The sequence below is a fragment of the uncultured Thiodictyon sp. genome (assembly GCF_903828115.1).
Taxonomy (GTDB): Bacteria; Pseudomonadota; Gammaproteobacteria; order Chromatiales; family Chromatiaceae; genus Thiodictyon.
Map to the genome: position 1 here is coordinate 1 of NZ_CAIKKU010000465.1, position 22,179 is coordinate 22,179.

Below are 22,179 nucleotides of genomic sequence, written 5' to 3' on the forward strand. Positions count from 1 at the left end.
GGTGCTACGATAACTTCGATTACGATTACGACAACGACAACGACAACGACAACGACAACGACGCTGAAAGCATGCCCTAGCGGACTCGCCTGATAGCTGTGTTTAACTTATTGGTGAACCGTTCCGTATGTCACGCCCTTTCAGGGCTGGTCCGATTAAACGACGCTATCCCAGGGCGTGGCCCTGGGCTGGTAGGTTCGACCCCGTTGGGGTCGGTAGGCAAACGCTACCGTGACTCCGGCCGGGAGGCCGGAGTCTGGCCCAGGGCAATACCAGCATGAACGCCACTGATCAACACCGACCCACCTTCAGCTTTGAACTCTTCCCCCCCAAGACGCCGGAGGGGAGCGCGAAGCTCAAGACCGTCATCGCCGAACTGGCGGCCGTCGCGCCGGAGTTCTTCTCGGTCACCTACGGCGCCGGGGGCTCGACCCGCGAGGGCACCTTCGAGACCGTCGCCTGGCTGCGCGGCCAGGGTCTCGACACCGCCCCGCACCTTGCCTGCATCGGCTCCAACCCCGATGAGGTCCGCGCCCTGCTCGCGGGCTACCGCGCCCAGGGCATCCACCGGATCGTCGCCCTGCGCGGGGATCTGCCCTCCGGCACCGGGACCGGGTCCGCCGGCGCCTTCCGGTATGCCAATGAACTGGTCGCCTTCATCCGCGCCGAGCACGCCGCCGACTTCCATATCGAGGTCGCGGCCTACCCCGAGTACCACCCCCAGGCCCCCAATCCGGCGCGCGATCTGGAGCACTTCAAGCGCAAGGTACAGGCTGGGGCCGACTCCGCCATCACCCAATACTTCTACAACGCCGACGCCTACTTCGGCTTCGTCGATGCCGCTCGCGCCCAGGGGGTCGAGGTCCCCATCGTTCCCGGCATCATGCCCATCACCAACTACACCCAACTGGCCCGTTTTTCCGATGCCTGCGGGGCCGAGATCCCGCGCTGGGCGCGGCGGCGGCTGGAGGGCTACGGGGACGACCTGGAGTCCCTGCGCGCCTTCGGCCACGAGGTCGTCCTGCGTCTATGCCGCAACCTGCTCGACGGCGGTGCCCCGGGGCTGCACTTCTACACCATGAACCAGTCCGGCCCGACGTTGCGCCTGTGGGCGGACCTCGGCCTGTCGGCCTGAGGGCGAATGAGACATGAAACGCGCGCTGTGCATGCTTTGCGTTGTACTCCTCAGCGCTTGCGCGGGAGGCCCGCCGGCTGATACGTCATCAGGGAATCTGGAAATCACGGTGGCTCACATCCGGCGCGACTGTGCGCGCGCCATCGTGACGAACGCCATCGTCGCGCGCGGCTACCGGATCGCGTCGCGCGACGACTACCAGGTGATTGCTGGTCGCATCCGCCCCGGGCGTGCGTTTGAAAACAATCGCGAAGAGCGTCTGACGGTGCTCTTTCTGGCCCAGCCGGAGGTCGCCGCACTGAAGGTTGTTATTTACGCCAACTTGGTCACGCATTTCGGCACCCCTTTTGAATCGTTCGATCCAATCCGTGCCACTCAAATCAAGCAAGAGCATCTTGATATCGTCAGGGCTGATATCCAGCGCAACTGCCCGGTCTGGCAGAGGTGAGACCGGCGCGTACTACTCAACCAGGCTGCACGCGGGGTCACCGCAGTGCAGGAACTTCAGATCCCCATTGGTCTCGTCATAGTAACTGACGATGGGCAGTCCGTCCGCACCGATGGCGATGCTCGTATGCCAGCCCACGGAGCCGTTGGCATCGGGCGCCGCGAGGCGGACGTTGGTGCAGCCGCGGTCGCTGCAATGGGCGATCTTGAGGTTGCTGTGGGTGTGGTCGTGATAGCTGATGACGGGATTGCCGTCGGTGCCTAAGGCCATGGCCGCGTTGGAGCCGACCGAGCCGTTGCCGTCGATGACCGCCAGTTCGGCCTTGGTGCAGTCGGCGTCGGTGCAGCGGGCGAGCTTGAGGTTGTCGTTGAAAAAGTCCCAGTAGGCAATGAGGGGCAGACCGTCGTCGGGGACCACGATATCAGTTCCCAGGCCGACGCCGCCCATATCCACGGCCGTCACCCGGGCGGACGCACAAGACGGGTTGGTGCACCGGGCGAACTTGAGGTCGCGCCGGGTCACGTCGAAATAGCTGATGACCGGATTGCCATCGGCACCCAGTGCGATGCTGGTGTACCAGCCGACGTTGCCCACGCTGTCCACCGTGGCGCGTTCGACCGCGGCGCAATCCGGGTCGAGGCAATGGGCCACTTTCAGATCGCCCCGCGTCTTGTCGTAATAACTGATGACGGGCAGACCGTCACGCCCCAGGAGCAGCGACGTATGCTGTCCGACCTGGCCCTCGGTATCGATCGTCTGCGCCTTGAAGGTCAGGCACTCGGGGTCCTCGCATCGGATGAATTTGAGGTCCTTGCGGGTGTTGTCGAAATAACTCATGCGCGGCAGGCCGTCGGCGCCGACGATCAGTGCGTTGGACCACCCCACGTCCCCTTCAGTATCCATGGCCCGGAGGGCGGCACTGGTACATGAGGGATCCCGACAGCGCGCGAGCTTCAGGTCCCGATTGGTGTAGTCGAGATAAAGGATCAGGGGGTTGCCGTCGGCGCCCACCGCGATGGACGTCGACCAGCCGACGTCGCCGCCGCGGTCGATGACCTGGACCTGATTGGACGCGGGGCCGGCCGGGCGGGGGGCGCCGTCGCCGGTGCCGGGGCCGGGAGGCGGGCCTATGACCAGTGTGTAGACAGCGAAGCTGGTGCGGTCATTGCCCGCGATCACCGTCAGCAGATGGGTGCCGATGCTGGCCTGGTCGGCCGCGAGGGGGTCGGTCACCAGGCGGGTCTCGGTGGCGTTGGCGATGCTCAGGACGGCCGCGTCCAGCTTGACCGTGGGCAGGCGGTGGCCGCCGAAGTTCTCACCGATAATGGTCAGGCGTTGCGTCTTCGGCTCCAGGGTGGCACTGAAGATCTGCAGTTGCGGCTCATCCGACCAGAACCCGTCCGCGGGCACGCGCCGCCCGGCGGGCGTCGCGGTGCCGGCCGCGCCGTCGGGGGCCGCGTCCGGGGGGGCGGCGGCGGATGCCGACACGACTGCCAGGATCAGTAAGAGAAGGGGGGCGCGCATCGGGGGCCAGTCTTGGATCGGATATGAGACATGAGTGACGATGTTAGGCCGCAATCCCCCGCGGGAGTGTTGCCTGGTTCTGGATTCCGCAGTTCTGCGGGTGTCCCTGCATCTTACCTGGCGGGGACGCCCCGCTGCGCGGGCGGATGTCGCGGAAATTGTGTCCGTCCTGGCCCATACTCTCGTCAAGACAGCCAACCCTTGGGGCGACCGTGACCGCCGAGCGCATGATCCAACGTTACGCCGCCTTTTTCCGCGGCTGGGCCCAAGCCTTTGGGGAACACCGCGGCCTCGGGGACTCCGCCGCCGGGATGCGCTGGCTGGTCGGCGACGATCAGGTCGGACTGATCCTGAATCCTGCCCTCAAGCGCCTGCTGTATCCCTTGTTCCTGTACCGGTCCGAGCTGGCCGCGCCCACGGCCATGCTGCGGCCCGACGGGCTCGTGATCGCTACGACCCTGATCCCGCTGGTCAGCGAGGCGCCCACGCCCCTGCCCCAGATCCTTGACCTGATCGGCCGACCAGGGCCCTTGCACCTCTACCAGACCTACCATCTGATCTATCCCTCGGGCACGCGGATACTCACCCTGAGCGCCCGGGCGCCGCTGCCGATCCTCTACCGGGAGTTGGCCCCGGTCCGGCTCCTGATCGAGGAGCCGACGGCCGCCCCGCCCGCGCCCCCGGTCAGCGGTCTCAATTAGCCGCCGCCGCCGTGCTACCGTTGCCTTCCCCCTGCCCTGTCCCTCTCCCTGCGACGAGACCGCCCATGGCTGCCAAGTATCCACTGATTCTGGTCGACGGTTCAGGCTATCTGTTCCGCGCCTATCACGCGCTCCCGAAGTTGACCAACTCCCAGGGCGAGCCAACCGGCGCGTTGGTGGGGGTGCTCGCCATGCTGCGCAAACTGATCGAGCAGCAGCGGCCCGACTTTATCGGGGTGGTCTTCGACGCCGCGGGGCCGACCTTCCGCGACGCCCTCTATCCCCCCTACAAGGCCACTCGCCCGCCCATGCCCGCGGACCTGCGCGCGCAGATTGCGCCCCTGCAGGAGGTGATCCGCGCCATGGGCCTGCCGCTGCTGGTGATCCCGGGGGTGGAGGCGGATGACGTGATCGGCACCCTGGCCACCAGCGCCGCCGCACAGGGCCTGCGGACCCTGATCTCCACCGCGGACAAGGATATGGCCCAACTGGTGGATGACCATGTGACCCTGGTCAACACCATGACCGATACCCTGCTCGACCACGCCGGGGTCATCGCCAAGTTCGGCGTCCCCCCGGAGCGCATCATCGACTATCTGAGCCTGATGGGCGATGCGGCGGACAACGTCCCCGGGGTGCCCAAGTGCGGCGAGAAGACGGCGGCCAAGTGGCTCAAAGAGTACGGTGATCTGGACGGGGTCGTCGCCAACGCCGGGCGGATCACGGGCAAGGTCGGGGAGCATCTGCGCGCCGCACTCGGGCAACTCCCGCTCGCCCGCCAATTGACCACGATCAAGCGGGATGTGGCGCTCGACCTGGGGCCCCGGGACCTGATCCCCGCGTCACCGGATACAGTCGCGCTGCGCCACTGGTATGAGCGCCTGGAGGCCCGGCGCCTGCTTGCCACCCTGGATGACGCGCCTGGGGCCGTGACCACTGTGCCGCCCGCCAGTCGCCCGGCCGCCGACTACGATCTGGTCCTGACCGCGGACGCCTTCGCGGACTGGGTCGCCCGCCTGGAGTCCGCCGACCTCTTCGCCTTCGACACCGAGACCACCGGGCTCGACTACATGAGCGCGGACCTGGTCGGCGTCTCCTTCGCGGTCGCGGCCGGTCGCGCCGCCTATGTGCCGGTCGCCCACTGCTACCCCGGGGCCCCCGACCAGCTCAGCCGCGCGACGGTGTTGGCACGCCTGCAACCGCTCCTGGAGGACCCGTCCCGGGCCAAGGTCGGCCAGAACCTCAAATACGACATGAGCGTGCTCGCCCGCCATGGCGTGACCCTGCGCGGTATCGCCCACGACACCATGCTGGAGAGCTATGTGCTCGACAGCACCGCCAGCCGTCACGACATGGACTCCCTGGCCAAGAAATACCTGGACTATGACACCGTCCACTTCGAGGACATCGCCGGCAAGGGGGCCAAACAGATCACCTTCGACCAGGTCCCGCTGGAGCCCGCGGCCCACTACGCGGCCGAGGACGCCGATATCACCCTGCGCCTGCACCAGACCCTGTGGCCGCGCCTGCAGGCCACCGGTCGGCTGGCGGCGCTTTACCAGGCGTTCGAGGTGCCGCTGGTGCCGGTCCTCTCGCGCATGGAGCGCACCGGTGTGCGCATCGACCCCAACCTGCTGGCGGTGCAGAGTGGGGAACTGGCCCAGCGCATCCATGACCTCGAGCAGCAGGCCTATGAAGCGGCCGGGCGCCGCTTCAACCTGGGTTCACCCAAGCAGATCGGCGAGATCTTCTTCCAGGAACTGGGTCTGCCGGTGCTGGTCAAGACCCCCACCGGCGCGCCCTCGACCGCGGAGGAGGTCCTGGCGCAACTCGCCGATCAGGGCCATGCGCTGCCGCGGCTGATCCTGGAGCACCGGGGGCTGTCAAAGCTGCGCTCCACCTACACCGACAAGCTCCCCAAGATGATCAACCCGGACACCGGGCGCGTCCACACCTCCTATCACCAGGCGGTCGCCGCCACCGGCCGGCTCTCCTCCAGCGACCCGAACCTGCAGAATATCCCCATCCGCACCGAGGAGGGGCGGCGCATCCGTCAGGCCTTCGTCGCCGCGCCCGGGTACCGCATCCTGGCCGCCGATTATTCCCAGATCGAGCTGCGCATCATGGCCCACCTCTCCGGCGACGAGCGCCTGCTCGCCGCCTTCGCGAGCGGCCAGGACATCCACCGGGCGACCGCCGCCGAGGTCCTGGGGCTCAGCCCGGCGGCCGTCACCACCGAGCAGCGCCGCTCCGCCAAGGCCATCAACTTCGGGCTCATCTACGGCATGTCGGCCTTCGGCCTGGCCCGGCAACTCGGCATCGACCGGGGGGCGGCCCAGGAGTATGTGGATCGCTATTTCGCCCGCTACCCCGGGGTGCGCGCCTTCATGGACCGCATCCGCGCCCAGGCGCGGGAGGACCGCTACGTGGAGACCCTGTTCGGCCGCCGCCTCTATCTCACGGACATCGGCCACAGCAACCAGGCGCGCCGCGCCGGCGCCGAACGCACCGCCATCAATGCCCCCATGCAGGGTACGGCGGCCGACATCATCAAGCGGGCCATGATCAGCCTGGATGGGTGGATCGAGCAGGAGCGCCCGCCCGTGCGCATGATCATGCAGGTCCACGACGAGTTGGTCTTCGAGGTCGTCGAGCAGGCCGTGGACGCGGTCCGCGGGCGCATCCGCAGCGACATGGAGCGGGCGGCGGAGTTGGCGGTCCCGCTGGTGGTGGACATCGGTGTCGGCGCCGACTGGGATCAGGCCCACTGACCACTTGGCGCCGACGAACGGTCGGCGCTGGTCACGGAACTTTTTCCGACCCTGAAGCTCTGATATGGCAAGTCTCCTCTGCTCGGAGCCGCCGATCCTCCCCCCCCGTGCGGCTCCCTTGTCCCCGGCCATCCCAGCCGGGGAAGCAATTACCCCGAAAGCCCACCCCCGGACGTTCGGGGTTTCTTTTTGCGGGTCGTCGGCACCCGCCTCCCCGTGCGGGACCTCCGGTTCACACGATCGTCATTTGAATTCAACCACGCGATGAACTATTGTTCCTAACATAATAAAGAAAGTCGATAAACCGAAGGAGGAGAAAACCATGATGGCCGAGCGCCACAACCCTGCCAGACACCCGATCGACATCGATGTGCAAATCTTGTACCACGGCCGGCGATTTTTCACGGCGCGTGGACGCAGCCTGTCGACGCAGGGGATGTATCTCGATGTGCGCAACCTGACCCTGCCCGTCGGCACCCGGGTCGAGTTGGAGATGGAGTGTGTGGGGAAGCCCTGGCGCCTGGAGGCGGCGGTGGTACACCGCAGCCCCGCCGGGGTCGGGGTCAAATTCCGTGAGGCCCAGCCGGAGCTGGACCTGGGGTTGGATCGCGCGCTGGACGCGATGCTGACGCAACTGGAGTCCCCGATGCCCCCGCCGCCGACCCTGCGCCGCGCCGCGGCCGCGACGGGTCCCGCGCTCGCGCGGTTGCACGACTAGGATGACCGGAGCATCGCCGCCCCGCCGGTGTGCCGGGCGCGGTCGCTCCGGCGGTCAGTCCCAGGAAAACAGCAGCCACTGATTGACGTTGATGTCCATCGGAATGCTGCTGCGCTGGTCCAGGGACCCGTCCCCATTGCTGTCGATCAGGTAATAAGCCGGACCGATTTGGGGCTGGATCCTGGTCATGTAGAGTCGGCCGCGCACCCGGTATTCGTAGATGGTCTCGTTCGCACCCTCCCGGATGGTGATCTCGGGCTCGACCGGGTCCCCGGCCACCGGCGAGGGCGCCGCCGACGGGGACTCGAGAAATCCGCCCGCGCCGGGAGCGGGGGGGGTGGCCGGCGGCGGCGGGGGGTCTTCTGCCAGCACGGGGAGCGCGCAGGCCAGGAGCAGCAAGGCAGGGGCGGCAAAAAACTTCATCGAGTGCTCGGCGTCACCGTGGGCGGAGGAGGCCGCCATGGTATTACGAACGGCCGCGGATAGAAACGGCGCGTTCCCGGGCGCCGCTTCTCTGGCCTGATGCCAATGCAAGTTTCCCCCATGCAGCCCACGCCGGACGGGGTATGGGCCTGTCCGGAACGGTTTCCGGGATGCGTGTGGCTGCCGGGGTTTGCCGACCGACGTCTGAAGTTCCGGACGGGATGGACGCCCGGGCCTGCCCGCGGCAGGCCGCCCCGGCCCGCGACCGGTACCGCGGCCGGCTCGACCAGATCTTCAAGACGCTGGAGCGGACCCTGCAATTCACCGCCTTCGTCATGCTCTGGCGAATCAGATCCCGGAAGCCCTGCTTCCGGACTCGGAGTACGCGCGAAGCAGGGCTTCGCGGACCGCGTTCCCAGAGGGACCTTGCGAACGAGTGCGACGGCCGTCAGCGGCACCCGCGCCCGGAAGTGCTAACCTTGGACCAGTCCCACCATCAGATGCCGCGAGGTCGACCCATGCCCAGGAGCACCAGCGCCCCAGCCAGGCGGCACCGGCCGCCGCCGGTGCCGCTCGTGAGCGAGCCGGTCTCCCACGACGGCCGCGAGGTCACCGAGGAGGAGTACTGGCGCGACTATTACCTCGAATCGGACGTCCATTACGAGTGGAACAACGGTCGCCTGGAGGAAAAGCCAGTGTCCGATTATGGGACCTTTCTCGTCTATGCCTGGTTTATCGAGTTGTTGCGGCACTTCCTGCGCGCCCGGCCGAGCGCGCGGATGGTGGCCTTGGAGATGGGCTTCCGGCTGGTCTTGCCGACCGGCACCGTCATCCGCAAGCCGGACCTGGGCGTGGTGCGCGACGACAACCCGGTGCCCCTCCAGCCGCTGGACGCCTCCTACCGCGGGGTCTTCGATGTTTGTATCGAGGCCCTTTCGGATAAGGACCGCCGCGGCATCGCGCGGGACGCGGTCACCAAGCGCGCCGAGTACGCGGCCGGCGGCGTTGCGGAGTATTACATCCTGCACCGTGAGCCCGGGCACCAGGCCTTCTACGCCCGCACGTCCGCCGGGGTCTATGTGCCCATCGTGCCCGCGGCCGGGGTGATTCGCTCCCTTGTCCTGCCGGGGTTCCAGTTCCGTCTGGACGACCTGCTGACCCAGCCCAGCCCCGAGGCCATGCGCCACGACCCCGTCTACGCGCCGTTCGTGCTGCCCGGCTGGCGTGAGGCCGAGGAACGGGCGGCGGCGGCCATGCAGCAGGCGCAGGCGCAGGCGCAAGCCGAGGCACAGGCGCGGGCCGTGGCCGAGCAAGGCATGCAGCAGGCCATCGCGGCCCAGGAAGCCGCCGAGGCGGCGCGCGCCCAGGCCGAGGAAGCGCTGGCGCGGCTCAGGGCGGAGTTGGCGAACCGGGGCTGAGATGAACGGACTCAACCCCAACCAAACCGAGGCCGTGCGCTACACCGCCGGCCCCCTCTTGGTCCTGGCCGGTGCCGGTTCCGGCAAGACCCGGGTCATCACCCGCAAGATCGCCCACCTGATCGGTGCCTGCGGCATCGCGCCCCGCCACATCGGTGCCGTCACCTTCACCAACAAGGCGGCGCGCGAGATGCGCGAGCGCGCCTTGAAGGAACTCAAAGGCCGCGACAGCCGGGGCCTGCGGGTGTCGACCTTTCACACCCTGGGGCTCGACATCCTGCGCCGCGAGCACAGTGCGGTCGGCCTGCGCCCCGGTTTCTCCCTGCTGGACGGCCAGGACAGCGAATCGCTGGTCAAGGAGCACCTGCGCGGCATCCCCAACGCGGACGCCTTCAACCCGGCGGCCGTGGCGCACCGGATCTCGGCGTGGAAAAACGACCTGATCGACCCCGATCAGGCCAGGTCCACCGCCGTGGACGCCTTCGAGGCCCAACTCGCCGGGCTCTATGCCGACTATGAGCGCAGCCTGCGCGCCTACAACGCGGTGGACTTCGACGAGTTGATCCTGGGACCGGCACGCCTCTTCGCCACCCACCCGGAGGTCCTGGAGCGCTGGCAGGGGCGTATCCGCTATCTGCTGGTGGACGAGTACCAGGACACCAACGGCGCCCAGTATGAACTGGTGCGCCAGCTCGCCGGCCCCCGCGGCGCCTTCACCGTGGTGGGCGACGACGACCAGTCCATCTATGCCTGGCGCGGCGCCCGGCCGGAGAACCTGGCCCGTCTCAAGGACGATTACCCGACGCTCAAGGTCATCATCCTGGAGCAGAATTACCGCTCCAGCGCGCGCATCCTCGCGCTGGCCAACCACCTGATCAAGCACAACCCCCACGTCTTCGAGAAGCGCCTGTGGTGCGACCACGGCCCCGGCGAGGCCCCGCGCGTCCTGAGCTGCCGCGACGAGGCCCACGAGGCCGAGCGCGTCGTCTCCGAAATCCTCCACTGCAAGTTCACCGACGGCGTCCCCTTCGGCGACATCGCCATCCTTTATCGCGGCAACCACCAGGCGCGCCCCTTCGAGAAGGCCCTGCGCGAGCACAGCATCCCCTATTTCCTGAGCGGCGGGACCTCCTACTTCTCCCGCACCGAGGTCAAGGACCTGATGGCCTATCTGCGCCTCCTGTCCAATCCGCAGGACGACGCCGCCTTCCTGCGGGTGGTCAACACCCCGCGCCGCGAGATCGGCCCCACCACCCTGGAACACCTCGCCACCTATGCCCGCGGGCGCGGGGTCGGCCTGCTCGCCGCCTGCGGGGAACTGGGCCTGGGCGAGCACCTGGCGGAGCGCCAACGCGAGCGGCTCCAGGCCTTCACCGACCTGATGGGCACCTTCGCCAAACGCGCCGCGGCCGACCCCGTCACCGCCGTGCGCGCCTTGGCCGAGGCCATCGACTACCCGGGCTGGTTGCGCGAAAACGCCTCGAGCCAGGCGGTCGCCGACCGGCGCATGGACAACGTCCACGACCTGATCGAATGGCTCGGCAGCCTGAACAAGGGTAACCACCAGGCCAAGACCCTGGGCGAGATGGTCAGCCACCTGACCCTGATGGACGTACTCGACCGCCAGGACGAGGAGACCGGCGGCGACCGCGTCCACCTGATGACCCTGCACGCCGCCAAGGGGCTGGAGTTCCCCCAGGTCTTCCTGGTCGGTATGGAGGAGGAGATCCTGCCCCACCGCACCAGCATCGAAGAGGACAGCATCGAGGAGGAGCGCCGCCTCGCCTATGTCGGCATCACCCGGGCGCGGCGCGCCCTGACCTTCAGCTATGCGCGGCGCCGCAAACTCTTCGGTGAGCTGATCCAGACCGAACCCAGCCGCTTCCTCGCCGAACTGCCCGAGGGCGCCTTGGAGCGTGACGACCAGCGCGCGGCCGACCCCGCCGCCGGCCGCGCCCGGGGCCTGGCGCATCTGGCCAACCTGCGCGGCATCCTGGGCTAGCGCCCGCGGTCCCCCAACCGGAGGCCGAGGCTTCAGCCGGTGGGCCGCGACGGGGCGTCCGTTGCCCGGAACCTGCAGGTCCCCCGTGGGAGCGGCTTCAGCCGCGACGGGACTACGCGGCAGGCTGCGAGGTCCTGCGTACCCTACAGCGACCGGACCTTCTCAGGCACCGGGCGTCGTTGTCGTTGTCGTTGTCGTAATCGAACAATCCGATCACGAAACCGACAACGACCAGGACAGCGTACCCGGGATCTCGGCCACCACATCCGTTCTCATCGCGCACGCGGGCCACGCGGATATGGACGCACCGCCCCGGCCCCTGTATCCTTACAAGTCGCGTAGAGCCGACCGCAAGGGTCCCTCGCCAACGCCGCGACTTACGACCTTGAGGGTCAATCGAGTCACCAGCGCCCGTAGCTCAGATGGATAGAGTACAGCCCTCCGAAGGCTGGGGTCACAGGTTCGAATCCTGTCGGGCGCGCCAAATTCAGCGGGTTAGCCAACCCAAGCAGCGTCCGTCGGTGTTTCTGTGGTCTGGGTGTTCTCCCACCCAACTCAGGCGACCGCGCGGACTTTGGGGTGCACCACCCCCAGCACCGGCACGGGTCTCACGATCCGCTCCGCCTCCTCCAACAGTCGCGCCAACCCCGGCGATGAATAATGCAGGGTTACATCCCGATGCTCGTGACCGAGCAGCGACTGGCGCATGTCCAACGGGATTCCGGCGTCTGCGGCCCGTTCCCCGAAGCTGTGCCGAAGATCATGCACCCGCATGGTCAACCCTGCCTTCTGACACGCCCCCCCGCCAGCCGTGGTTGTTGATCCGGTACATCGCCTCGTTGCGCTTGGGTGACGGGAAGACCACATCCCGGTTTTTCCCGAGCGCAGCGGCGATCACCGACCGGACCGTACGATCGACATCGCCTTGATCGAACAAGACGGCTGCGAGGTCGAATACCGCTATGACCTCACCGGCGGTATCGACTTCCTGCTCAATCCCGCCAAGGCGACCAAGCTCTTCTGTTACCGGGTGGAGTCATGACGGGGCGAGCGCCGTCGACTGGTCTTCCGGCCGCTCGGGTTCAGGTTTTCAACGGCCCCAATCCCTCCACCCTCGCCAGCCACTCCCCGAAATGCCGACATTCCGCACGAATCCGCTCGATCCCAATCTGCGCTGCGGCGCGCGGTCCATGAAGCACCTTGCGGAAGCGCGGGCGCAAGAGTGCATGGAGCCGTGCGGACGGATGCGTCTGCGGCCCCTCGTCGATATGCTCCGGACTCGCTACGGCGGTTCGGATCGATCGCAGGCGAGTCGCGGCCGACTTCCAGTCGGGATCGATCTCGACCAGGCGGTCGGTATCCGAGAACAATAGCGCCTCGAATTCGTGGGGCTGGATATGAGGCAGGAAGCGATCGGCCCGACACTGCGCGAGTTCCACGACGGCCTCCGCCAAGCGACTCTCGATGAGGGCGGCCTTGACCAGGGGGTCGGCGATCGCCTGCGCCTCGCTCCACCCCGGGAAGTCGGTGTCGAGGGCGTAGAGGTCGAAGAAGGTCGCAACATAGAGGTCTTGGCGCTCGCGCAGGGTATTGCGCAGATAGCGCAGCACCCGATCACGGCTCAAGGCGCCGCCTCGGCCGTGCCTGGACGTGGGGATCAGTCGGGGCTGAACGAAGATCTGCCGATAGGCCAGCGCCGGTCCCAGCACGTCGCGGAAAAAGGTCTCTTCCGCGGGACCCTCGCCCACGACCGCGATCTCGATCATCGCGTCGGCCGCCCGCCGATGACGTTCATCTTCCACAGGTCACCAAGCGCGTAGTCCGCAAGCCAGTCGCTCAAGCGCTCGGCGTCGAGACGCTCGAAGACGGACGCGCCGTCCTTGCGGCTCACCACGACGATATCCTCGGGCTGCAAGCAATTGACGAGTTCAACCGATTGGGTCGAGACGATGAGCTGGCACCGATCGCTCGCCTGGCGCAACAGGTCGCTCAAGACTGCAAGCGCATAGGGATGCAGACCAAGCTCCGGCTCGTCGAGCAGGATGGTCGAGGGCTGGAGATGCTCGGGCTGAAGCAGCAGGGTCGCCAGACAGACGAAGCGCAAGGTGCCATCCGATAATTGGCGCGGTCCCCAGACGGTATCCGGATCGCCCGCCTCGTGCCATTCCAACTCGATGCGCTCGCCGGGGTCCTCTCGATAGACGAAATCGCCGAAAAAAGGGGCCACCAGCCGGATCGTCTCGACGATGCGGCGGTAATGTGCTTCATGTCCTTCGCGCAGCCGACGCAGGTAGGCAGCGAGGTTTCCGGCATCCGGCTTGAGACGCAGATTGTCGCGCACTGCCTGCTTTTGGCGAACCGGCGCCGAGATGCTGGTATCGTGAAAATGATAGACGCGCCATTCGACCACTGCCGCTTTGACGTATGGGGCGAACCGATCGTCCTTCGCCTCGGCGAGACGCGATTCGACATGCACAGCACCCATCGAGCGCCGGAAATCGCCATGGTCGCCGCTGAAAGAGGTTTCCTCACGGGTGAATACGAGCCTGTCGCCGATCGGTTCGAGAGCGATCCGATAGCCGTTTTGGCCGAAATAGAATTCGGCCTCCATCTTCGGCGTCCGCTTGCGCCCGCCGAACAGCAACGCATCGGGGCCGTCTTGCTCCTGCACGAAAAGCTGCAAGCGCTGCTCGTAGAGTTCCGCCAACATGCGGAACAGCGAAATAAAGTTGCTCTTCCCCGCGCCGTTCGCCCCGATCAGCACGTTGAGAGGCCCGAGCTCGAAGCCTTCGAGCTCGCGTATGGATTTGAAGCCGCGGACGGTGAGACGTTTGAGCCTGGACATGGCCCAAGTGTAACGGGCAAGCGGGCGCCCCGGCTACCCGCGCGTCGTCGTGTGGCAAGATTTACGCCCGCCCGCACCCATCACTGGCCGCGGCTCGGCGAGACAGCGAAGCGCTCGGCCACCGCATCGTGCCGCAGCCGCTACCGGGGTCGCGGCCAGCCGGGGGGCTGGGCCGGGGAGGGCCGAAGGCAGCGAAACCAGGGGCGGACCGCGGGTTTCTGGCGCAATGAAATGGGGAGGCGAGCGCGGCGTCGTCTGCGCCGCGACACGCACCTGCGACGGCCGGATCGGCCACCTTGAACTCGGACCCATCGTCGCCAGCCCCGGGGCCTACATGCTGTCCGCGATCCGCGGCGGGCGTGGCGACGATGGGCTGATCCAGCGGTTGCAACTGGCCGTCTGGCCCGACGCCCCCGGCACCTGGCACAACGTGGATCGCTGCCCCGACACCCAGGCCCGTGGCACGGCCCGCGCGGTCTACGAGCGGTTGGACCAGATCGACTCAGCGGCGCTGGGGGCCACGCAGGAGGATGGCGATCGTCTGCCGTGGCTGCGGTTCAGCCCTGAGGGGCAGGCGCTGTTCAACGAGTGGCGAGCGAATCTGGAGCGGCGCATACGCGCGGACGGCATCCACCCGGCGCTGGAATCGCATCTGGCCAAGTTCCGCTCCCTGATCCCGTCGCTGGCCTTGCTGTGCCACCTGGCAGATACGCCGGGCGGAGGGCCGGTGAGTCGGGCCGCGGTCCTGCGTGCGCTGGCCTGGTCCGAGTATCTGGAGACCCACGCCCAGCGGATCTATGCCCCGGCCCTGGTGCCCGATATGGCCGCCGCGCTCGAACTGGACCGGCGGTTGTCGGACCTGCCGGAGCCTTTCACGGCCCGCGACGTGTCGCAGCGCGGCTGGCGGCTGCTCGATCGGGAAGGGACTGCCGCCGCCCTGGCCGTGCTGATCGAGTACGGGCGCATCCGTGGCGAGGCATCCTCGGGGCCGGGCCGCCCGACCACGCGTTACCACCTCCATCCTGCCCTGCGCGGGGAGCCAGCAGCATGAGCTACCTCGACCAATTGCGTGCGGCCGAATTTGCCGAAAGGGCCGGTCTCCCCACCCTCAAAACCCTCAATACCCCTGGCTCAGGCGGTTTCGAGGGTTTTGAGGGGTATCCACCCGGGCCTTTTCAGAAGATCAAGGCCCTGCTGACCGTGTTGGACACCGAGCACGCGGCTATCGGCGATTCCCAGGTTGGCGATTCCAGGACAACTGCCACGAACGCTGCCCGGTCGGTGATGCGCGTCTACCGCGCGAGCATCGCGATGGGACTGGGCGCGCCTGTTCTCTGGGTTACCCTGATCGCTCCCGGCGCCGACCTGCCCGCAGCAGCAGGCATCGCCCGTGGTCAGTTCGGAGCAGCGCGCCTGCTGTCACTCGTGGAGCATCCCGTCCACCGCAGAATTTGCCGAAAGGCCCGTCCCCCGACCTTCAAAACCATCAAAACCTCTGGAGTAGGTATTTTCGATGGTTTTGAGGGGTAGCCATCCGGTCCTTTTCAAGAAATCGCGGCCCCGCCGACCGTGGCGGACACCGAGGTTGCGGCCAACCGCGATTCCTAGGTTGGCGAGTCCAGGGCAGTGGCCACGAACGCTGCCGGGTCGGCGATGTGCGTCTACCACGCGAGCATCGCGATGGGACCGGGCGCACCTGATCTCTGGGTTACCAGAAATTTTTCTGCAAACCCGATAACTCTGTGCGATCATTTACCCATGATCGGACCACGACTAAAATCAGCTCGGAACGCATCTGGATTGACGCAGGCAGCCCTGGCGAACCTTATCGGGACGTCACAGAGCTATATTGCCCAGATGGAGGCCGATGGCCGTGAACCTTCCATGGGGAGGGTGCGTGGACTGGCGCAAGCGCTGAATGTTGCCCCCGGGTATCTGATCGGGGATGCCGGGGGGGAGATGAGCGCATCATCTCTTCACGCCCCCCGCGGTAGCGTGTGTCACGATGCCAATGTAACCCCGGGTCTGTGTGACCTGACGGTCGATACCGAACTGTGTAAATTGCTGGAAGTGCAGCCCTGGGAATGGTTCGCGCTACAGTCGTTGGTGGCGCCTAGTCCGCCCGATAAGAACGGATATCTGATGCTGTTGCATGTCTTGCGGGCGACCTGCCCGCACTGACCTTTGACCGGCGACAGCGTGACACCGACGTGAAACTCTGGACGCCACTTGAGACCCTTGCAGTTCCCTCCGGCCCACGCGCGGCCCGGAACTGCGGCGCAGGTGGCTTGGCCGTTTCCGGAAACTCCTAATCCCAATGGGCGCGCGAGCGTCCCTCCCCCGACCAGGGCCGCGCGGCGCAACGCCCGGACATCTTCGTCATCGCGATGCCTTAATCGCCGTCCCAGCCAAAAGTCAGCCGTCATTCCGACAGGATGCCGGCGGCCTGTGCTATGGGCAGTACGCCGATGCCAAGCGCGGTCTCGCTTCTGGTCCCGCAGCGTTAGTGTGTCAGTAGGCCCGGAAAGGTGCTCGGTCGCCGACTCCCCAAGCTACATCTTTGGTGATCATCGCTATGGCTAAGCCAGCGCTTACTGCGCCGAGCCGCCGGCATATTTTCAGGCTGGAAGCCTGTTGGTGTCGGTATCGGTCAAGCGCTCGACCATTGAGCCCAGCGCGAAGCGGCGATTGATGAGACACTGCGTCGTGGCTAGGTCGCTCCTGCGGTACTTGTGCATGTTTGAAATGGTGATGGGTTTGGCGAATCAACGCACTTCGACACAGGGCTGTGTGGCGATGACCGGTGATGCCCCAGTGGTCGCCTCTGGATCCGATACGGACGACCGTCGCGGTGCATGAGAAAACGACGCGTACAGACTGTATCTAGCCACAGAGCAGATAGACGCAGACATTGATTTTGCGAATGAGGTTTCCACCCTATCGCAAGACGCTAATATTCGGAGATATCAAATGCGTATGGATCGGCTGACGGCTCATTTTCAATTGGCACTGGCAGACGCTCAAAGCCTGGCCAATGGGTACGCCAATCCGTTCATTGAGCCCGCTCATCTTATGGTCGCCCTCCTTGATCAATCGGGCGGAGTAGTTCGGCATCTTTTGGAAAAAATAGACGTGAGTCCAAACAACTTGCGTTCGACTCTATGCGAGTCTATGGATCAGCTGCTCAAGGTGCCGGATGTCGAATCTCGCGACGTGCCTGTAGGAAATGATCTGAATTCGCTGCTGAATTATACGGAAGCAGTGGCCAAGCAGCGGGGTGAAAACTATATCTCGTCGGAGATCTTTGTTTTGGCAGCTACGCACGACCCGGGTTTGCTTGGGGCCGCCCTTGGGGAGGCGGGTCTCACACAGGATCGCATTGAGCGGGCAATCAGCTTAGTGCGTGCAGGTCAGGTGGTCAATGACCAGAACGCGGAGGTCGAGAGCCAGGGCCGGGACAGCCCCGGTGTCGGCCCGGCGGAGCACGGCAAGCTGGTCCCCATCATCGGCGAACTGCGGGCATTGGCGAATGCTATAGAGTCCGACGTTTTGCGGGCCGCGCATACTGCGCATGAAGCGGTACTTGCGACCGAGCGGCGTCTCGCAGCCGCAGCTGAGCAAAGAGATCAGGTAGCAAGGTGGGCGGTAACAGCGAGCCATTATCGACATATCAGCGAGGGTAAGTCCGTACCCAATCCGCGACTCGATCTACAGAAGCTCATGGCCGACGTTGGCAAAGCCTCGGGCCAGACCCCCCAGATTCCTTTCCTTGATGCGCTGGCGCAAACGATTACTGAAAAGAGCAAGGAGCTAGCCGGAATGACTGAACCGGCGGTCGATCTGTCTTATTATGGCTGGGCCGCGGCAGTTTTCGTTGTCGCCGTTTTACTGCTCGGCCAATGGGCGGGTTTCTTTCTGGGTGTCGGTATTCTGGGGACCTTCGGACTCTGCATCATTCCGGCAATGCAACAGCTATCACGCGCCGATGTTCGACGCAATCGCCTGACCTTGGAGATGGACATTGAGACACTACGTGGCAGCATCGGCTGGTGTCTTGAGCGTTGGCAGGCCGAAAGTAAGCAGATCGGTATCCAGCAATGCCAGCAGGCCCGCGAAGAGAGGCAACGGGAGGAGGCCGCACTGGTCGCGCGCTTTTCGCCACTGGCCCTCGGGCTGCGTGACGAGGCTGCGGTATTTGGTCCATCAACCGGCTTCATCGGCGCAGCTTGGGATACCCCGCGATGGAGCGAGTGGACGCCAGCCAAGGCCGCCGCCCCCGCGCTGCGCTTCGGAACCTTGACTTTCCAGGACCCACAGGTTGCCACGCTGCTGAAACCGGTAGCGGACTCTTTGTCGTTTGTCCTGCCCTCCCTGGTTTCTCTGCATAACGGGCGTGGGGTGCTCTTCTCCACTTCGGTTGCCGGACGTGCCCGGGTGATTGGCGCAATCCAATCGATGGTGACGCGCCTCTTGGCCACTATTCCCCCAGGGCGGCTATATCTCACGTTCATCGACCCAGTGGGTCAAGGTAACAGCGTTTCGGTGTTCATGGTCCTGCGAGACTACCTGGATCGCCTGGTGAACACGCGTGCTTGGTCGGAGCCGGACGATATCGAGAAGCGACTGGGTGAACTGGCCGAGCGGGTCGAGGACATTATTCAGCGACGTATCCCGGACCCGGCGGAAAGCATAGAGGATTATAACGCCCGCGCGGGGGACCTGGCCGAGCCTTACCGTGTGCTGGTGGTACTCGACTTCCCGCGCAATTTCACGGATACAGCCGCACGGCGTCTGGCGAGCATCGCCCACAATGGGCCGCGCTGCGGGGTGTATCCCATCGTGGTGCGGATGCAGGAGCAGGAACTGCCCTATCGCTTCGACATCGGCGAGTTGGAGCGATCCATGGTCTGCATCGACGAGGCGGCGGGGCGCTTCGTCTGGCGCGATGACCTTTTCGCGCAAGGTGAGTTGGCGCTGGACCCGCCCGCACCGGCAGAACTGACCAGCCGAGTCATCGCGGCCTTTGGTGAGCCCGCCAAGTCCGCGGAAAAGGTCGAGATCCCCTTGGTCCGCTTGTTGGAACAGGACGGACTCACTGCGGCAACGTACTGGAAACGCTCCAGCATCGACGGTATTCGTATCCCGCTTGGTGTTGACGGCAACGGGCGACTGGTTGCGCTCGCCATCGACAAGGAGGAGTCCGCGGATCGGCCCAGCATGGCTTGCTCGCGGGTGCCACCGGCATGGGCAAAAGTAACCTGCTGCATGTACTGATCAACGCCGGCGCGTTTGCCTATTCGCCGGAGGAGCTGCAGTTCTATCTGGTCGACCTGAAGGCCGGCGTGGAATTCAATGCCTATGCCGAGCTCGGCATACCCCATGCCAAGGTCATCGCGGTGGACGATGATCCCGATTATGGGCTCTCGGTGCTAGAAGGGCTGAACGCGGAACTCCAGTCGCGCGGCGACTTGTTCCGCAATGCAGGCGTCAACGATTTCGCGACCTACCGGCGCAAGACCGGCGCCGTCCTGCCTCGCATCCTACTTATCGTCGATGAGTTCCAGGTGCTATTCCCGAGCGATAATCCGGCCGTGGCGAACCGGGCGGCGGCGGTCCTCGATAACCTCGCCCGGCTGGGACGGGGGCCGGGAATCCATGTCCTTCTCTGCTCTCAAAATATTGGTCACGGCGATACTTTGAGCGCGAAAACGGCGGATCAAATGCGTATCCGCATTGCCCTGGGCTGTAGCGAGGCCGATGCGCGCAGGGTCTTGGGTGACGACAACCTGGTGCCAGCGCGTTTAACCCGTAAGGGTCAGGCTATCTATAACCCCAACGGCGGCCTGAAGGACAGCAACCGCGAGTTTCAGGTCGCGCTGTATAGCGGCGAGGATCAGGCCAACCTGGGTCGGTTCATTGCATCCCGCCGCCTGCCGACCCAGCCTTGGCCGCGGGTCTTTGTGGGTTCCGATCCCGCCCGTCTACCCGAGTGTGTGCCACTTTCGACCCTGCTTGGTGCTGGGTCCTGGCCGCAGTCGGGGGGGAGTATCAATGCCTGGTTGGGCGAGCCGATCGCCATGCGCCCGCCGATCGCCGCGCGCCTCTTGCCCGAGGGCGGAAGCAACTTGTTGGCCGTCGCGCGGGATGAGGAACAGGCCGTGGGGCTGATGGTTGCGGCCATCCTCTCCATTGCAGCGCAGCGCGGGCCGGAGCAGGTGGCCTTCTTGGTCTTGGACCTGACACGTTCCGACGCTGCCTGGGCAAACCAGAGCCAAACCCTGGCGGACGGATTACCCCATCAGGTCCAAGTAGGAAAGGCGCGCCATTTGGCGGATCAATTGATGACCCTGGACGCCCTACTCGAAGAACGCATTGCCGCGGATCGGGCCTTGCCGCTGCACGTCTACTGGGTCATCCTGGGGCTACACAAGGCGCGTGCCCTCCAAGAGGGTGACGGCTATTCCTCCCCGGACGCGGACTCACCCCAGGCGCAATTCCTGAAGTTGCTGCGGCAGGGACCCGAACTCGGAATGCATGTACTGGCCTGGTGCGACAGCATGCGCAACCTGCAGACGGTGGGGAGGTCGGCCGTCGCCGAATTCCGACTCCGCGTGGCTGGCCCCATGGACGATGGTGACTCCACTCAACTAATCGACAGCACGGCCGCGGCGCGACTCAAGCCGAATCGGCTGGTCTTCGTCCACAAGGACGAACCCGAATCCCTGCTCCCGTTCCGTCCCTACGCCTTGCCGGGCACCGATTGGCTGACCACAACCCTGGCCAGCCTGAAGCAACGACCGCATTGACCCAGGAGAACTCCCAATGCCCAGTGATAGCATTGAGGTCGGTAGTATTGAGCGGCTTCAGACCTTTGCCGATCATCTGAAAGCTTATTTGCAGAAGGTGCGCCGGATCGAGTCCGAGATCGGCAACCGGGTCGCCCGTTTGGGCCATACCTGGCAGGACCAGGAATATCAACGGTTCCGTGCGGGGTTCCAGCGGGTCGGCCACCAACTGACTGACTTTGAAGAGGCCGCCAAACAACTGTCCCCCAAGATCGCGGCCTATGCCGATGAGGTGGGCAAAATTCATCGCGACTCCATGCCTCGCTGAGGAGAATATCCACCATGGCTGCCGTCATCATTGAACCCCGGGCCGTGCGCCAGTTCGCCCGAGAACTGGAAGGCTTGAACAAGGAATTGGACCAACTCACCCGGACCATCGATCGGGAGGCCGCCGAGTTGGGCCACACCTGGAAAGATGCCCGATTCCAGCAATTCCATAAGCGCTACGCGGAGGCCATGTCCGTACTGGCCCCCTTCCCCAAGCAGGCAGCCGCCTACGCAGAATATCTGGAGCGCAAGGCGGCGCTGGCCCAGAAGGCCCTGGATCACCGCTTTTGATCGAGTCAGGGGCGGACAACACCGATGGCCGATGACGCGCTTTCTATCACCGACCCGAGTGTCCCCACGCGCTTTGCCAACGCACTAGGGCAGTTTGCGGGGAAAGCCAGAGAAATCCTGGCACTCATTGATGCCCGGTTACGCGCTGCCCTAGACACCTTGGCGGACCGGAAAGCCCACTGGAAACGCGAGGTCCGCGAACGGCAGCATACCTACGACACCGCGGACGAGGATGACCGTGCTTCGGCCTACCAGGCGCTTGCGGAGGCGGAAGACTGCCTAAGGGACGTTCGTCACTGGGAAGGTCAGTTGCGCACGGCAGCCGAGCAGTACCGACGCCGAGTCTTGGAGACGCACGACCTGTTGGACCAGCACACACCCAAGGCCCAGGGGGCGCTCCGGGATCACACTGATCTGCTCTATGCCTACCTTGCGGTTCCGGCGCCGGGTGCGGGGGGAAGTTCAGGCATCTCCGCGAGCTCAATAGGTGGGCCTACCCCCACCGCGGCACAGGTGTTGGTGTCCGGGTTTGACTGCTCCCCGTTATCGGACGACGCGGCAGTGTATGCATTGCTCAAAGAGGCCATTCCCGCGGCACATCTCGATCCTGATAAACTTCGAGGTATTGCTTACGTTGATCGAGTGCGCGCGGCACCGAACGGTGGCTTCGTCCTCGGCGAGACATTTCCGCTCGGCGACCACGAAAAAATAGAGATCTACGTTGATCCGACTGCGGACAAAGATCCCAAGCAGGCTATGTGCGAAACGATCGTCCATGAGATTGGTCACCA

The 22,179-nt window shown here is 65.3% G+C and carries 20 protein-coding genes and 1 tRNA gene; 16 read left to right on the forward strand and 5 right to left on the reverse strand.

Going from position 1 to position 22,179, the window contains the following annotated elements; genetic code table 11:
* Positions 1 to 277: 277 nt before the first annotated feature.
* Positions 278 to 1,135, forward strand: coding sequence for a methylenetetrahydrofolate reductase [NAD(P)H] (metF, locus tag QZY48_RS16975; protein ID WP_295433106.1), 858 nt, complete (start codon positions 278 to 280; stop codon positions 1,133 to 1,135).
* A gap of 13 nt (positions 1,136 to 1,148) precedes the next feature.
* A complete protein-coding gene (locus tag QZY48_RS16980) occupies positions 1,149 to 1,583 on the forward strand; it encodes a hypothetical protein (RefSeq protein ID WP_295433107.1) in 435 nt (144 codons plus the stop codon).
* A 12-nt stretch (positions 1,584 to 1,595) separates the two neighbouring features.
* Here the strand turns inward: QZY48_RS16980 and QZY48_RS16985 are convergent, their stop codons facing one another.
* On the reverse strand, positions 1,596 to 3,107 hold the full coding sequence (locus QZY48_RS16985; protein ID WP_295433108.1) for a hypothetical protein: 1,512 nt from the start codon (positions 3,105 to 3,107) through the stop codon (positions 1,596 to 1,598).
* Positions 3,108 to 3,319: 212 nt separating this feature from the next.
* On the opposite strand from QZY48_RS16985, the gene QZY48_RS16990 reads away from it, so the two are divergent.
* The 3 genes from QZY48_RS16990 (at position 3,320) to QZY48_RS17000 (ending at position 7,297) form a co-directional block, all read left to right on the forward strand.
* Positions 3,320 to 3,808 (forward strand): hypothetical protein, encoded by a 489-nt coding sequence (locus QZY48_RS16990; protein ID WP_295433110.1) that lies wholly within the window; start codon positions 3,320 to 3,322, stop codon positions 3,806 to 3,808.
* 65 nt (positions 3,809 to 3,873) lie between these two features.
* Positions 3,874 to 6,579 carry a DNA polymerase I gene (gene polA, locus QZY48_RS16995; protein ID WP_295433113.1) on the forward strand — a complete coding sequence of 902 codons (2,706 nt, stop codon included), beginning with the start codon at positions 3,874 to 3,876 and terminating at the stop codon, positions 6,577 to 6,579.
* Positions 6,580 to 6,901: 322 nt separating this feature from the next.
* Positions 6,902 to 7,297: a PilZ domain-containing protein gene (locus QZY48_RS17000; RefSeq protein ID WP_295433116.1), complete on the forward strand. Its 396-nt coding sequence runs from the start codon at positions 6,902 to 6,904 to the stop codon at positions 7,295 to 7,297.
* Positions 7,298 to 7,351: 54 nt separating this feature from the next.
* On the opposite strand, the gene QZY48_RS17005 is transcribed toward QZY48_RS17000, so the two are convergent.
* The gene (locus QZY48_RS17005) at positions 7,352 to 7,759 is read right to left on the reverse strand and encodes a DUF2782 domain-containing protein (RefSeq protein ID WP_295433120.1); all 408 of its coding nucleotides are present in this window, start codon (positions 7,757 to 7,759) and stop codon (positions 7,352 to 7,354) included.
* 479 nt (positions 7,760 to 8,238) lie between these two features.
* On the opposite strand from QZY48_RS17005, the gene QZY48_RS17010 reads away from it, so the two are divergent.
* From QZY48_RS17010 to QZY48_RS17020, 3 genes are all read left to right on the forward strand, one after another.
* The gene (locus QZY48_RS17010) at positions 8,239 to 9,138 is read left to right on the forward strand and encodes a Uma2 family endonuclease (protein WP_295433123.1); all 900 of its coding nucleotides are present in this window, start codon (positions 8,239 to 8,241) and stop codon (positions 9,136 to 9,138) included.
* A 1-nt stretch (position 9,139) separates the two neighbouring features.
* Entirely contained in the window at positions 9,140 to 11,140 is a 2,001-nt protein-coding gene (locus QZY48_RS17015; RefSeq protein WP_295433127.1) for a UvrD-helicase domain-containing protein, read from the forward strand.
* Positions 11,141 to 11,547: 407 nt separating this feature from the next.
* Positions 11,548 to 11,624, forward strand: a tRNA-Arg gene (locus QZY48_RS17020).
* Between the two features lie 71 nt (positions 11,625 to 11,695).
* Here the strand turns inward: QZY48_RS17020 and QZY48_RS17025 are convergent.
* From QZY48_RS17025 to QZY48_RS17035, 3 genes are all read right to left on the reverse strand, one after another.
* Entirely contained in the window at positions 11,696 to 12,007 is a 312-nt protein-coding gene (locus QZY48_RS17025; RefSeq protein WP_295433129.1) for a tyrosine-type recombinase/integrase, read from the reverse strand.
* Between the two features lie 215 nt (positions 12,008 to 12,222).
* The gene (locus QZY48_RS17030) at positions 12,223 to 12,906 is read right to left on the reverse strand and encodes a DUF4276 family protein (protein ID WP_295433132.1); all 684 of its coding nucleotides are present in this window, start codon (positions 12,904 to 12,906) and stop codon (positions 12,223 to 12,225) included.
* Positions 12,903 to 13,985 carry an AAA family ATPase gene (locus QZY48_RS17035; RefSeq protein WP_295433135.1) on the reverse strand — a complete coding sequence of 361 codons (1,083 nt, stop codon included), beginning with the start codon at positions 13,983 to 13,985 and terminating at the stop codon, positions 12,903 to 12,905. The genes QZY48_RS17030 and QZY48_RS17035 overlap by 4 nt, the downstream gene beginning before the upstream one ends.
* Before the next feature lie 226 nt (positions 13,986 to 14,211).
* Here QZY48_RS17035 and QZY48_RS17040 point away from each other — a divergent pair, with 226 nt between their 5' ends.
* The 8 genes from QZY48_RS17040 to QZY48_RS17075 all read left to right on the forward strand — a co-directional run.
* Entirely contained in the window at positions 14,212 to 15,036 is an 825-nt protein-coding gene (locus tag QZY48_RS17040) for a DUF3987 domain-containing protein (RefSeq protein WP_295433139.1), read from the forward strand.
* A complete protein-coding gene (locus tag QZY48_RS17045) occupies positions 15,033 to 15,515 on the forward strand; it encodes a hypothetical protein (protein ID WP_295433141.1) in 483 nt (160 codons plus the stop codon). The genes QZY48_RS17040 and QZY48_RS17045 overlap by 4 nt, the downstream gene beginning before the upstream one ends.
* Positions 15,516 to 15,743: 228 nt before the next feature.
* Positions 15,744 to 16,166, forward strand: coding sequence for a helix-turn-helix transcriptional regulator (locus QZY48_RS17050; protein WP_295433144.1), 423 nt, complete (start codon positions 15,744 to 15,746; stop codon positions 16,164 to 16,166).
* A gap of 789 nt (positions 16,167 to 16,955) precedes the next feature.
* A complete protein-coding gene (locus QZY48_RS17055; protein ID WP_295433147.1) occupies positions 16,956 to 19,259 on the forward strand; it encodes a Clp protease N-terminal domain-containing protein in 2,304 nt (767 codons plus the stop codon).
* The gene (locus tag QZY48_RS17060; protein WP_295433151.1) at positions 19,229 to 20,791 is read left to right on the forward strand and encodes an FtsK/SpoIIIE domain-containing protein; all 1,563 of its coding nucleotides are present in this window, start codon (positions 19,229 to 19,231) and stop codon (positions 20,789 to 20,791) included. Before QZY48_RS17055 ends, QZY48_RS17060 begins: the two co-directional genes overlap by 31 nt.
* Positions 20,792 to 20,807: 16 nt before the next feature.
* On the forward strand, positions 20,808 to 21,098 hold the full coding sequence (locus tag QZY48_RS17065) for a hypothetical protein (RefSeq protein ID WP_295433154.1): 291 nt from the start codon (positions 20,808 to 20,810) through the stop codon (positions 21,096 to 21,098).
* 14 nt (positions 21,099 to 21,112) lie between these two features.
* Positions 21,113 to 21,388, forward strand: a complete 276-nt coding sequence (locus QZY48_RS17070) for a WXG100 family type VII secretion target (protein WP_295433157.1) — start codon at positions 21,113 to 21,115, stop codon at positions 21,386 to 21,388.
* A gap of 24 nt (positions 21,389 to 21,412) precedes the next feature.
* A partial coding sequence (locus tag QZY48_RS17075; RefSeq protein WP_295433159.1) for a hypothetical protein occupies positions 21,413 to 22,179 on the forward strand: 767 nt, incomplete at its 3' end.

Excerpts from the sequence above, each read along its gene's own strand:
- metF (WP_295433106.1), top strand. The coding sequence starts at position 278 with ATGAACGCCACTGATCAACACCGACCCACCTTCAGCTTTGAACTCTTC.
- QZY48_RS16980 (WP_295433107.1), top strand. The coding sequence starts at position 1,149 with ATGAAACGCGCGCTGTGCATGCTTTGCGTTGTACTCCTCAGCGCTTGC.
- QZY48_RS16985 (WP_295433108.1), bottom strand. The coding sequence starts at position 3,107 with ATGCGCGCCCCCCTTCTCTTACTGATCCTGGCAGTCGTGTCGGCATCC.
- polA (WP_295433113.1), top strand. The coding sequence starts at position 3,874 with ATGGCTGCCAAGTATCCACTGATTCTGGTCGACGGTTCAGGCTATCTG.
- QZY48_RS17000 (WP_295433116.1), top strand. The coding sequence starts at position 6,902 with ATGATGGCCGAGCGCCACAACCCTGCCAGACACCCGATCGACATCGAT.
- QZY48_RS17005 (WP_295433120.1), bottom strand. The coding sequence starts at position 7,759 with ATGGCGGCCTCCTCCGCCCACGGTGACGCCGAGCACTCGATGAAGTTT.
- QZY48_RS17010 (WP_295433123.1), top strand. The coding sequence starts at position 8,239 with ATGCCCAGGAGCACCAGCGCCCCAGCCAGGCGGCACCGGCCGCCGCCG.
- QZY48_RS17015 (WP_295433127.1), top strand. The coding sequence starts at position 9,140 with ATGAACGGACTCAACCCCAACCAAACCGAGGCCGTGCGCTACACCGCC.
- QZY48_RS17025 (WP_295433129.1), bottom strand. The coding sequence starts at position 12,007 with ATGTGGTCTTCCCGTCACCCAAGCGCAACGAGGCGATGTACCGGATCA.
- QZY48_RS17030 (WP_295433132.1), bottom strand. The coding sequence starts at position 12,906 with ATGATCGAGATCGCGGTCGTGGGCGAGGGTCCCGCGGAAGAGACCTTT.
- QZY48_RS17035 (WP_295433135.1), bottom strand. The coding sequence starts at position 13,985 with ATGTCCAGGCTCAAACGTCTCACCGTCCGCGGCTTCAAATCCATACGC.
- QZY48_RS17040 (WP_295433139.1), top strand. The coding sequence starts at position 14,212 with ATGAAATGGGGAGGCGAGCGCGGCGTCGTCTGCGCCGCGACACGCACC.
- QZY48_RS17045 (WP_295433141.1), top strand. The coding sequence starts at position 15,033 with ATGAGCTACCTCGACCAATTGCGTGCGGCCGAATTTGCCGAAAGGGCC.
- QZY48_RS17050 (WP_295433144.1), top strand. The coding sequence starts at position 15,744 with ATGATCGGACCACGACTAAAATCAGCTCGGAACGCATCTGGATTGACG.
- QZY48_RS17055 (WP_295433147.1), top strand. The coding sequence starts at position 16,956 with ATGCGTATGGATCGGCTGACGGCTCATTTTCAATTGGCACTGGCAGAC.
- QZY48_RS17060 (WP_295433151.1), top strand. The coding sequence starts at position 19,229 with ATGGGCAAAAGTAACCTGCTGCATGTACTGATCAACGCCGGCGCGTTT.
- QZY48_RS17065 (WP_295433154.1), top strand. The coding sequence starts at position 20,808 with ATGCCCAGTGATAGCATTGAGGTCGGTAGTATTGAGCGGCTTCAGACC.
- QZY48_RS17070 (WP_295433157.1), top strand. The coding sequence starts at position 21,113 with ATGGCTGCCGTCATCATTGAACCCCGGGCCGTGCGCCAGTTCGCCCGA.